The 10,694-nt window shown below is 68.3% G+C and carries 9 protein-coding genes and 3 pseudogenes; 7 read left to right on the forward strand and 5 right to left on the reverse strand.

Features of this window, described 5'->3' with window-relative positions:
- The 4 genes and pseudogenes from AC1D2K_RS20155 to AC1D2K_RS20170 all read right to left on the reverse strand — a co-directional run.
- Positions 1 to 353: pseudogene (locus AC1D2K_RS20155) on the reverse strand (Smr/MutS family protein); the annotation flags it as partial.
- A gap of 22 nt (positions 354 to 375) precedes the next feature.
- Positions 376 to 2,316 (reverse strand): sensor histidine kinase, encoded by a 1,941-nt coding sequence (locus tag AC1D2K_RS20160; protein ID WP_478090603.1) that lies wholly within the window; start codon positions 2,314 to 2,316, stop codon positions 376 to 378.
- The gene (locus AC1D2K_RS20165; protein ID WP_478090604.1) at positions 2,226 to 2,897 is read right to left on the reverse strand and encodes a response regulator transcription factor; all 672 of its coding nucleotides are present in this window, start codon (positions 2,895 to 2,897) and stop codon (positions 2,226 to 2,228) included. Before AC1D2K_RS20165 ends, AC1D2K_RS20160 begins: the two co-directional genes overlap by 91 nt.
- 93 nt (positions 2,898 to 2,990) lie before the next feature.
- Positions 2,991 to 3,143, reverse strand: a pseudogene (locus AC1D2K_RS20170) (JAB domain-containing protein); the annotation flags it as partial.
- A gap of 181 nt (positions 3,144 to 3,324) precedes the next feature.
- On the opposite strand from AC1D2K_RS20170, the gene AC1D2K_RS20175 reads away from it, so the two are divergent.
- Genes AC1D2K_RS20175 through AC1D2K_RS20195 form a run of 5 tightly spaced genes read left to right on the forward strand, consistent with a single transcriptional unit; the run spans position 3,325 to position 8,857 of the window.
- Positions 3,325 to 3,621 (forward strand): hypothetical protein, encoded by a 297-nt coding sequence (locus tag AC1D2K_RS20175; protein WP_478090605.1) that lies wholly within the window; start codon positions 3,325 to 3,327, stop codon positions 3,619 to 3,621.
- A gap of 25 nt (positions 3,622 to 3,646) precedes the next feature.
- Positions 3,647 to 4,786, forward strand: coding sequence for a tyrosine-type recombinase/integrase (locus AC1D2K_RS20180; RefSeq protein WP_478090606.1), 1,140 nt, complete (start codon positions 3,647 to 3,649; stop codon positions 4,784 to 4,786).
- Between the two features lie 2 nt (positions 4,787 to 4,788).
- Positions 4,789 to 6,534, forward strand: coding sequence for a hypothetical protein (locus AC1D2K_RS20185; RefSeq protein WP_478090607.1), 1,746 nt, complete (start codon positions 4,789 to 4,791; stop codon positions 6,532 to 6,534).
- A 9-nt stretch (positions 6,535 to 6,543) separates the two neighbouring features.
- Positions 6,544 to 8,466 carry a hypothetical protein gene (locus tag AC1D2K_RS20190; protein ID WP_478090608.1) on the forward strand — a complete coding sequence of 641 codons (1,923 nt, stop codon included), beginning with the start codon at positions 6,544 to 6,546 and terminating at the stop codon, positions 8,464 to 8,466.
- A complete protein-coding gene (locus tag AC1D2K_RS20195) occupies positions 8,444 to 8,857 on the forward strand; it encodes a hypothetical protein (RefSeq protein ID WP_478090609.1) in 414 nt (137 codons plus the stop codon). The genes AC1D2K_RS20190 and AC1D2K_RS20195 overlap by 23 nt, the downstream gene beginning before the upstream one ends.
- 52 nt (positions 8,858 to 8,909) lie before the next feature.
- Here the strand turns inward: AC1D2K_RS20195 and radC are convergent.
- Positions 8,910 to 9,440: pseudogene (gene radC, locus AC1D2K_RS20200) on the reverse strand (RadC family protein); the annotation flags it as partial.
- 63 nt (positions 9,441 to 9,503) lie between these two features.
- Between radC and AC1D2K_RS20205 the strand changes: the two are divergent.
- Together AC1D2K_RS20205 and ispH are read left to right on the forward strand one after the other, a co-directional pair.
- Positions 9,504 to 9,962 (forward strand): FKBP-type peptidyl-prolyl cis-trans isomerase, encoded by a 459-nt coding sequence (locus AC1D2K_RS20205; protein ID WP_478090610.1) that lies wholly within the window; start codon positions 9,504 to 9,506, stop codon positions 9,960 to 9,962.
- On the forward strand, positions 9,959 to 10,694 hold a 736-nt coding region (gene ispH / locus AC1D2K_RS20210; protein WP_478090611.1), incomplete at its 3' end, for a 4-hydroxy-3-methylbut-2-enyl diphosphate reductase. The genes AC1D2K_RS20205 and ispH, both read left to right, overlap by 4 nt.

A 10,694-nucleotide genomic window follows, 5' to 3' on the forward strand; every position in this document is an offset into this window, starting at 1 on the left:
ACGTCGGTGTGGATGCCCGGCCGCCGGAAGCTCATCGCATCGTCGGCGTCGAGCAGGGTGCTGACGTCGAACTCGTCGGACAGCGATTCGCGCAGCACGCGCTGATCGTCGAGCTGCTGCTGGATCGGAATCGGCGCCGGCGGCTCGGGCGCCAAGGGCACCGCGGCGGCCTTGCGCAGCGGCTGGGTGGCTCCGATGGCGCGCGCGAACAGGTCCTGCTCGGCCAGCCGTCGTTTCCGCGCGGCGGCCAGCGCGGCGGCTTCGGCGGCCGCGCGCTCGCGCTGCTCGGCGAGCGCGCGCTGCACCTGCTTGAGGTCGGCGAGGCTCTTGAGGCTGTGGGGTTTGGCGGGCATGGGGTGGTCGACGGAATCGGGCTCAGGCGGTGACCGCGGAATCGATGGGGCAGCGCAACGCCAGCGTGGTTCCCGAGGCGCTGGAACGAATCTCGAGGCTGCCATCCAGGCGGGCGGCACGCGTTCGCATGTTCTGCAGGCCCATGCTGCCGGCCGGATGCGATGCGGCATCGGCTGCGAAGCCCTTGCCATTGTCGTGGATCGCGAGCCGCAGCTGCCCGTCGGCGGTTTCGATGCGCACGTCGACCCGGCTGGCGTCGCTGTGCTTGAGCACGTTGGCCAGGCCTTCCTGCAGCACGCGCAGGAAATCCAGGTTGCGCTTGCCGCCGAGCCGGCAGCTTTGGAGGCGTTCGAGCTGCCAGCTGCATTCGATGCCGGCGGCTTCCAGCAAGCGGGTGCTGCGGTGGCGCAGCGGCACCAGCCGCTCGGCCAGCTCGTCGGTGTCGTCGAAGGCCGAGCTCTCGATGATCAGGCGCAGATCGTCATTGACTTCCTTGAGCGCCCACAGTGCGATGCCGTCGTCGGCGGCGTCCCGGTTTCCCAGCGTATGGATGTGGCTGCTGAGGGTCATGCCGAGGCCGTCGTGCAGGTCGCGCACGAGGCTCAGGCGTTCGGTCAGCCGGGTCTGGACCAGTTCGGCCGCATGCTGGCGGCTGAGGCCGTCGGCCAGTCGCTGCGTGGCCTCGTCCACGCGCTGCCGCAGCTCGGCGTTGAAGTGCTCCACCAGCCGCATGCCCTTGACCATGCGCCAGGTCAGGGCGAACGAGATGCCCAGCAGGGTCGCGCTCGACGACAGTGCGGCGTAGTAGCGGGTGCCCGGCAGCCATTCGAGGAACACCAGCGTGTCGTGGACGCCGGCCGCCACCGGCAGCAGCAGGCACACCGCCAGCACCGCGACCTCGAGTCGCCGCGAGGCGAAGGCGTGCCTGACAATGATCGCGCAGCCGGCGAAATAGGCGCCCAGCACGGCCAGCACGGTGATGTCGCGCACCGGCTCGAGCATCGCCGAGGGCGCCAGCAGCTGCGTCGCCAGACCGGCGCCGGCAACCAGCAGGACCGCCCGTTGCCGCCGCGGCCGCGCGAGTTCGCAGAAATGCAGCGCGAACATGACGAAGCAGGCGATGCTGGCCAGCAGCGCGATGTGGTTGGCGCGCTGGAAAGCCTCGGTGCTGGCGAAGGGCCAGGTCGTGAGCGCCACGTAGTTGTACGCGTAGGGCACCCACAGCAGCGAGAAGAGGCTGAACCAGCCGTAGGAGCGCTCGCTGCGGCGCAGCAGCCAGAGCATGCCGTAGAACACGCCCATCACCAGCGTGAGCCCGAGGCCCAGCATCGACAGCGTGCGCCGCGTCAGGGTCGATTCGCGGAAGGCGGCCTTGAGCGGCCCCGTCGCGTCGAGCGTCACGGAGCCCAGGCCCGGCTGATAGGCGGCCAGGCCCGACACGCGCACCAGCAGCTCGTTGGGACCCGGCCGCAGCAGCGGGGCGTCGACCATCCAGTAGCGCGGCAGGTTCCAGGAGCGGGACAGGGGTTCGACGAGCTGGGTGTCGCCGCCGATCAGGCTGCCGTTGAGGTAGAAGGCGCCGGCCATGTTGACGTACTCGATCAGCAGGCCGAGCGGACGCAGCGCGAGCGGATCGGCGGCTTCGGACCAGCGCAGGCGATACCAGACGACGCCGTCGAACGCCGGCCAGCGCGCCGACCAGCTGTCAGGCAGGCTCGCCGGGGTCCAGCCGTCGACGGGCGGCGACTTGGCGTTCCAGTCGGTCCGCACGGCCTCGATGCCTTCGAAGCCGCGTGCCGCAACGCCGGTGCCATCGGCATGGGCGGTGCTGGCGAACCAGAGGCAGGCCAGCAGCAGCGCCGCTGCGCGGATCAGGGCAGCAAGCCCTGCACCCGCGCGTGGTAGACCGCGCCAGCGCGTGACCGCACCGCGAGCTTGCGGTAGATGTTCTTGGCGTGGCATTCGACCGTGTTGATGGACAGGGAGAGGCTGCGGGCGATCTCGCGATTGCTGTGGCCCTGCGCCACCAGCTGCAGCACTTCCATCTCGCGCGCGCTCAGCTCGGCAGGGGCCGAGGTCGCCGGCGCCGTGTGCATGTTAGCAAGTGGAGGCGCATCGGTTTGCGGCGCGGCCATCAGCTGCAGGATGCGCCGCGCGATCACCGGGTCGATGGGCGCGCCGCCTCGCTGCATGCTGCCCAGCGACAGCTCGAGCTCGACGTCGCTGCCATTCTTCAGCAGGTAGCCCACGGCGCCGCCGCGGATCGCCTGCAGCACGGTGGCATCGTCGCCGAGGCTGGAGACCACCACGGCGTCGACCGCCGGCGCATGGGCCTGCATCCAGGGCAACAGGTCGAGGCCGCTGCCGTCGGGCAGCCCGATGTCGAGCAGGGCCAGGTCGAAGCTGCCCTGCGCCAGCTGCTCTCGCGCCTCGGCCAGCGAGCCCGCCATGGCACAGCGAGCCTGGGGGGCGGCCTGGACGGCCACGCGTTCCAGGCGTTTTCGGACGGACGGGTCGTCGTCGACGATCAATATGTCTTCCACGGGCACCTTTGCATCTTTCGGTCTCGGCATTGTCGGCAGATCAGGCGATTTTTACATTTCGTTTCTGATTCGCGGATGAGAGAGAAGTTTTGCTCAGACCAGGCCGCGCTCCGCCATCGAGAGGGTGCTGCCCCGGGCCACGATCACGTGGTCGAGCACGCGCACGTCGACCAGCGCGAGCGCGGCCTTGAGCGTCTGGGTGAGCGACTGATCGGCGCGCGAGGGTTCTACCGAGCCGCTCGGGTGTTAGGTTGCATTCGAGAGTGTCAACACGGTTGCTTGATCTGACGAGTCGCTGAACACTGGGAACTGCCCGAGCAGCCCAAGCCTCTTTCAGAGGCGAGTAGCCCGGCGCGCCGCATTTTTTTCGGCAAGTCCTGTGGGGGTCGCGGTGATGGTAGCGCGCAGATCATTCAGTGCAGCCACGTTGACACGGCTTCGCGAGATGCCGGCCGGCGACGCCCTGGCGCTGCTGACGACGCACGCCAGGCTTGACCCGACGTATGTGCCTGTCAAGGACGACCACAGCCGTCGGTGGCACGTGTCCACCGCGCGCGGCGAGTTCGAGATCCTGACCACCGGAGCCAAGTGGTACGACACGCGAGTGCGGCTCGGCGGTGGCGGCGCCATCGACCTGGCGATGCACGTCCTCGGCCTGTCGTTCGTGGATGCGGTGAAGCACCTGACCAACGCGGCAGGCCGGCATGGTCCAGATCATCCGTAAGGCATCACTGCCGATCCCGTGCGAAGTGAGCGAGCGACTGCTGCCGGCTGCAACGCAGGCGCATTCCATCGGGCTGCGCGAGCCAAGGCCCGCGGGGTTTCCGCTGCTCTTCACGGCGCAGTGGCAACTCATCGAGCCGGCGGTGGCCTTCCTTCATGAGCACGGCGTGCAACGCGCGCACACGGCCGACACGCTCAGGACCTATGCCGAGATCCTCTACGACTGGTTCGAGACGCTCGAACAGAACGCCATCGGCTGGGCCGATGCCGATGCGGTGGACCTGGTGGCCTACCGCAACCGCATGATGCTGCAGCCCAGCGCTCACACAGGCCGGCCCTACCGCATCTCGACCATCAACCACCGCGTGCGCGGAGTGCTGAGGTTCTACGAGTGGGCCGTGCGGATGCATTGGCTGGCCGCCTCGCCCCTGGTGGGCAGGCCACGCAACTTCGCCGTGGCGAGACACCCGCAGCCGGCCCGCGCCGACACCACGCAGGCGACCGACCACAGTCTCTTCGTGCTGCGCCAGTTCGAGCCGCTGCCGCGTCCCCTCACATCCGCTCAGGCGCGCGAACTCCTGGCCACGCTGGCGCCGCCGTACGACTTGATGGCGCGCTGGCAGCTCTACACGGGCCTTCGGGTCAGTGAGCTGCTGCGGCTCAGCGTCAAGGACGTCACAAGGCATCAACCGTCAGCGGCGTCGCATCACACGATCGATGTGACGCGCAAGGGACGCAAGCCCGGCTACGTGATCGCACCGGCAAGTCTGCTCGACGAGACGGCAGGCTACCTCTGCGGTCACCGTCACGCCTGGCTGCAGCGCGCCCGGCGCAAGGGCCGGCCTGTCGAGCACACGGCGTTGTTCATCAACGCCCGCGGCGCACCCGCCGGCAAGAACGCGTATCAGCGCGTGATCAGCCAAGCTGGCCAGGCATGCGGGTTCAAGGCGACCACGCATCTGATGCGGGCGACCTTCGCCTGCATGCTGCTGGCTCGCCTCGAACGGCTCGCCAGCGAGGGCGCCGCGATCAACCCGCTGCTCGTGGTAAAGGTGCTGATGGGTCACGAACGCATCGAGACCACCGACCGGTATCTGCGCGCCATCGCTGTCGACGCCTGCGCACTCAAGGAGGTCCTGGACACCTTGTTGTCCGGGACGCAGTGATCATGGGCGCACGCCGTCAACCGATGCCTCGGGTGCTGCCGGGCAAGGCCACGGCCGCTGTACCCAAGGGGATGCAGCCCGTGCGGCACGACGCACCACGGCGGGTGCGCAACACTGTCGTCGACTTCACCTCGCTGTGCCTGCCCGAGGACGTGCGCCTCGCTCTGGCCGAGGCCTTCTGGAGCCACGTCGGTATCCAGTCCGAGCGCTGCATCCATACGCATTGGTTCCATATCAAGACCTTCGACCGGTTCGCCTGCGAGTCGGGTGCGCTCGCGGGACTGGCCGACCTGCATCGCGACCTGCTCGTGCGCTATGTCGAGTGGCTCAACGCGCAGCGCAGGCCGGGCGGCCAGCCCTGGGCCAAGTCGAGCCGGGCAGGCGCGTACACGGCGCTGCGCAAGCTGCTGCAATGGCTCGAACGCTGCCGCCCCGGAGTCATCGCCAGCATCGAGTACCCCTTCAACCCGTTCCCGTGGAGGAATCGCGACACGCCAGCGCGCACCAAGATGCCGGCGCACGAACTGCGCGCGATCCTGAGGGCATGCGAGGCAGACATCACACAGATACGCGCTGCCCGCGCGGCGGCCCGCGCCCAGCGGCTCACCGACAGCGGCAAGACAGGCACTCTTGGCTGGCTGCTGCAACATGTCGATCGGCATTGCGGTGGCATCGTCCCCACGGCACGCGATCTGTCACGCGCAGGGCGGCACCCGGTCAACAGAACGTTGAGCCGGCTCGGCGGCTTGAAGCAGGTCGAGCGCTGTCTGTACCCGCGCGCCGAATCGCTGCTGCCGTACTACCTCGCCATCCTGATCCATGCGGCCGGCAACCCCGACCCCATCGCCGAACTCGAGCGAGACTGCCTGCAATCCTTGCCGCTGCTGGACGATCGTCAGGCGCTCGTGTGGTTCAAGGCTCGCGCCAACAGCATCCAGCGGCGCACGTTCAACAGCAATGATCATCTCGAACCGCCCGCGCTGGTGAAGGAGATCGTCGAGTGGAACGCACGGCTGCGACCGCTCGCGCCGGTCGCGCTGCGCGAACGGCTGTTCCTGTACAAGGGCATGCGCGCAGTGACGGCGTTGTCCAGCGGTGCCGTCAAGCACATGCTCAAGTCCTTCTGCGAGCGCCACGGCCTGCCGAGGTTCTCTCTCGTGTCGATCCGCCCCGGCGTCCTCGCGAGCTTCTATCGTGCCTCGGGCGACCTGCGCCGCGTCAGCGCCGTCGCCAACCACGCGCACCTGGCCACCACCGTGCGCTACGTCCAGACGCCTGAAGTCGACGCGCAACATCGCGCACGCATCGCTGCCTTGCAGAGCGCCTTCATCGGGCATATCGAGCAAGCTCGCTCGATCGGCACAGCCAAGCCTGCTGCCTCGAACGGCAGCGGCTCAATCGTTCCGCCCGGGGAGGTCGTGTCGATGTTCGGCTTCGGTTGCACGGACCCGTTTGCAGGTGCGGCCCCCGGCACACCTCGCGGTGAGTTGTGCACCCACTTCATGGGCTGCTTCACCTGCCCCAACGCCATCATCACGCCTGACCCTGCAACGGTGGCCCGGCTGCTGCAGGCACGCGATCACCTGCGCGAGGCCGCCAGGGCGCTGCACCCGGCTCGCTGGCAGTCGCTCTATGCCCCGCAGTTGCGCATCCTGGAGGAGGACATCCTTGCGCGCTTCGCCGCGGGCGAACTCGCTGCCGCTGCGCCCCTGGTGGCACAGTTGCCGCCGTTACCCGATCTGCGATGAGGTGCAGCGATGCGCGTTTCCCGATCCACCAGCCAAGTCCCCGAGGTGCGGGGTGCACGCGCGGCGCAGCCCGCACCCATCGATCACGCATGGTTCCTGCTCGACTCGACCTGGCGCGACACGGTCTGGGTTTTCAAGCCCACCAATACCCTCGAAGAAGCCAGCCCCGTGCGACTGCACTGGAACTTCACGCTCCCGAGCGGGAGGTGTTTCACCGACGACCGGTATGCGCCGCAGCTGGAGAGCAGCAGGCAGCTCATCGCGCTCATCCGCAGCCGCTCGCTGAGCACGGGCCTGGCGCAGCGCGCAAGCACAGTTGCCGGCTATTTCGTGTACCTGCGCGAGCTCCTGCGCTGGATGGATCAGACGGGCTTCGCGCGCTTTGCCGATCTCGACGCCACGGCGCTGCTGCAGTTCCAGCGTTCGCTCACAGAGCGTCCCGGCATCGGGCGCGCCGCGCTCGCCCCCGCAACGGTGCAGAAGTACCTCTACCTGTTCACCTACCTCCATCGGTTTCGCGACGAACTCGACGACGGGCTGCGCATCGATCCCTTCCCGGGGCGCAGCCACGGCGAGGTCGCCGGCGTGCGCGACGCCCAGATTCGGCGCTGGCCCTATACCCCGGATGGCGTCGCCGTTGCCCTGGTCCAGGGAGCCATCAATCTGCTGGTCGATGGCGCCCCTCACATCCTGCGGGCCAGGCAGGTCTACGCTGAAGCGATGGCCTCGGCCACCCGACGCGGCTACGGCGTCAACGCCCGCACCAATGCGGCGACACGGGCGTTGCAGCAGGCAGGCATCGAACTGCCCGGCACTGCGCAGCCGGTCCGTACGGTCGACGACCTCGCTCAACTGATCGACATGCTCTACGCCGCGTGCTTCGTGGTCATCTCCTACCTGGTGGGGCCCAGGGCAAGCGAGATCCTGCACCTGGATGCCGGCTGCGTGCAGCAGCGTGGCGACGGCACCACCGATGATGCGATCCTCGTGATCGTCGGCGCCATCTTCAAGCGTCAGGCCGAGTACAACGGCCGACCTCACGAGTGGGTGGCGCCCCCGCCCGCGGTCCACGCCATCTCGGTTCTCGAGGCGCTATCCGCCGGGCATCGCGCTCAGGCAGGGCGCGCCCAGTTGTGGCTGCGCCGCCGTCAGAGTTCTGGCGCAACCGAGTGGCAGAAGGTTTGCCCCGGTCCGCTGGTCGTTCCATCGGCCATGCGCATGCGCTTTCTGCTGCAGCGCTTCGCCGCATGGCTTGGTCTACCTCTGCATCAGGGCAAGCCCTGGCGGCTCACGACGCACCAGGGCCGCAAGACCTTCGCCCGCTTCGCGGCGCTGCGCGATGGCTCCGCCTTGTTCGCGCTGGCCGAGCATCTCGGTCACCGCGAACGCGCCATCACCGACCACGGCTACAGCGGCTCGGACTACCGTCTCAATCAGGAGATCGAGTCCGGGATCCTCGAACAGTCGGCCGCGGCCTGGGAACACATGCTCGCCGCACCCGGCCTGGGCGGACACGCCGGCGCCGAGATCGTGGCCAGGCGCCCGCGCTTCCGGGGCGCGCGGCTCAAGCAGGACATCAAGAGCTACGCGCGCTTGCTGGTGGATGCCGGGCTCGTGCTCGGCGTGTGCGACTGGGGATTCTGCGTCTACAGGGAAGAGCACAGCGCTTGTCTGGGCAACGCCATCGGCCCCAACCCGGCGCGGCGTGAGCCCTCGACCTGCTCGCGCTGCAGGAACTTCGCCGTGTCCACCCAGCATCGGCCCTATTGGGTCGAGCAGGTCCATCGGCACGAAGAGTTGCTCAACGAACCGGCGTTGCCGCTGCAGACGTTGCGCATCGTGCGCGAGCGTCTCGACGAGGCGCGCTCGCTGATCCGCGCGATCGATGAAGTGAGCAAGGAGGGCAAGCATGGCGAGCGCATCCACCGCTGACGCCACCGGCAGGCCGCCCGCGCAACGACTTCGCGATGCGCTGGCCCAACTGGCCGCGCTCAGCACGCCCGAAGCACCGACCGCCTCGGCGCTGTGTGAACTCGCTGGCGTTTCGCGCAATGCGCTATACCGCTACCACCCTGACATCCTGCACGCGTTGCACAAGCTGCAGCGGCAGCGCCACCGTGATCCGGGTCCGGCCAGTCGTGCCTTGCAGCAACTGCGCGATGAGAACGAAGACCTGCACCAGCACGTGGTCAAGCTCGCGGCTCTGGTCGACCACTATTTCGCGGCTTGGCAGGAGACCAGCTCACTGCTGCGGCGCCGGGAACGCGAACTCGCCGACCTGCGCCGAAACGCCAAGCCCAAGCTGGTTTCAATACTGAAATAGACGAATACGGGGTCACAGGCTCCCCGTGTTGACACCCTCAAAATCAACATAACGGGTGGTTGTGCGCCAGCACCACGGCGGCGGCGTGGTGGTGCAGCGCCCGCGTGACCACCTCGCGTGGATAGACGCTGGTTTGCGTCAGGGTGCCGCGAAACAGCTCCTCCATCGCGATCAGGCGGTGCTGGGCGTCGAGGAAGAGGGCGGCGAAGACCTCGTGTGGCCGGGCCGCCAGGTGGAGCTGCAGGTAGTGCCCCACCGCGCCGGGGGAATCGAAGACGGCGCCGGCCTTGAGCTGCTCCGCCAGGGCGCGGCGCGCCAGTTCGAGCACCGCCGCCAGTTCGGCGCGCTTGGCGCTGCCGCCCAGGCCCTTGATGGTCTTCAGGGCATCGAGGTCGGCCTCGAGCAGGCCGGCCAGCCCTCCGAAGCGGTCCAGCAGCTCCTGCGAGAGCTGCAGGACGTTCTTGCCGGGCATGCCGGTGCGCAGCAGCAAGGCCAGCAGTTCGGAGTCGGCCAGCGCAGCGGGGCCGAGCGCCATGAGCTTCTCGCGCGGCCGCGCGCCGGCCGGCAGGTCCTTGAAAGACATGGCGCACCAGGGGCTCTGCCCCCACTCCCTAAAATAAGGGCCCCAGTCTATCGGGCTCTCACCTTGTCATCGACCTCCACCGCCGCTGCCGTCGCTGCCGGCTCCTTTCTCACGCTGCACTACCGGCTGGCCGGCCCCGCGGGCGACATCATCAACACCTTCCAGGACAAGCCCGCCACCCTGTCGCTGGGCACCGGCGAGCTCTCGCCGGCGGTGGAACTGCGCCTGATCGGCCTGGAGGAGGGCGCGCACGCCACCTTCGAGCTGCCGTCGGGAGAAGCCTTCGGCGAACGCAACCCCGAGATGCAGCAATGGGTCGCGCGCAAGCTGCTGATCCAGATCGGCGACCCCGACGAACAGTACGCGGTCGGCGATGTCGTGCAGTTCCCCACGCCCGACGGCACCGGCAGCTACGCGGGCGCGGTCGTCGAGTCGAACGAGACCGCCGTGCGCTTCGACTTCAACCATCCGCTCGCAGGTCAGCCCGTGACCTTCGAGGTCAAGCTGATCGGCGTGCTGTGAGCGCGATCGAAGAGGTCATCCTGGCCGAGCCGCGCGGCTTCTGTGCCGGCGTCGACCGCGCGATCGAGATCGTCGAGCGCGCCATCGCCAAGTTCGGCGCGCCGATCTACGTGCGCCACGAGATCGTGCACAACACCTACGTGGTCAACGAGCTCAAGTCCAAGGGTGCGGTCTTCATCGAGGACCTCGCCGACGTGCCGCCGGGCGCCACGCTGGTGTTCAGCGCCCATGGCGTCAGCAAGGCCGTGCAGGCCGAGGCGCGGGAACGCGGCTTCGAGGTGTTCGACGCCACCTGCCCGCTGGTGACGAAGGTCCACGTCGAGGTGGCGAAGCTCGCCAAGGAAGGCTACGAGTTCATCATGATCGGCCACAAGGGGCATCCCGAGGTCGAAGGCACGATGGGGCAGTTGTCCAGCGGCATCCATCTCGTGGAAGACGTGGCGGACGTGGCGCAGGTCGCGCCGGCGCAGACCGAGAAGCTCGCGGTGGTCACGCWGACCACGCTCTCGGTGGACGATGCGGCCGAGATCTCGGCCGCGGTGCGCGCGCGCTTCCCGAGCGTGCGCGAGCCCAAGCAGCAGGACATCTGCTATGCGACGCAGAACCGGCAGGATGCCGTGAAGCTGCTGAGCCCACAGGTCGACCTGGTCATCGTGGTCGGCAGCCCGACCAGTTCCAACAGCAACCGGCTGCGCGAACTCGCGCAGCGTCTGGACACCGAAAGTTATATGG

This window comes from Variovorax sp. P1_H12_2, assembly GCF_056405335.1.

Excerpts from the sequence above, each read along its gene's own strand:
- AC1D2K_RS20160 (WP_478090603.1), bottom strand. The coding sequence starts at position 2,316 with ATGCCACGCCAAGAACATCTACCGCAAGCTCGCGGTGCGGTCACGCGC.
- AC1D2K_RS20185 (WP_478090607.1), top strand. The coding sequence starts at position 4,789 with ATGGGCGCACGCCGTCAACCGATGCCTCGGGTGCTGCCGGGCAAGGCC.
- AC1D2K_RS20195 (WP_478090609.1), top strand. The coding sequence starts at position 8,444 with ATGGCGAGCGCATCCACCGCTGACGCCACCGGCAGGCCGCCCGCGCAA.
- AC1D2K_RS20190 (WP_478090608.1), top strand. The coding sequence starts at position 6,544 with ATGCGCGTTTCCCGATCCACCAGCCAAGTCCCCGAGGTGCGGGGTGCA.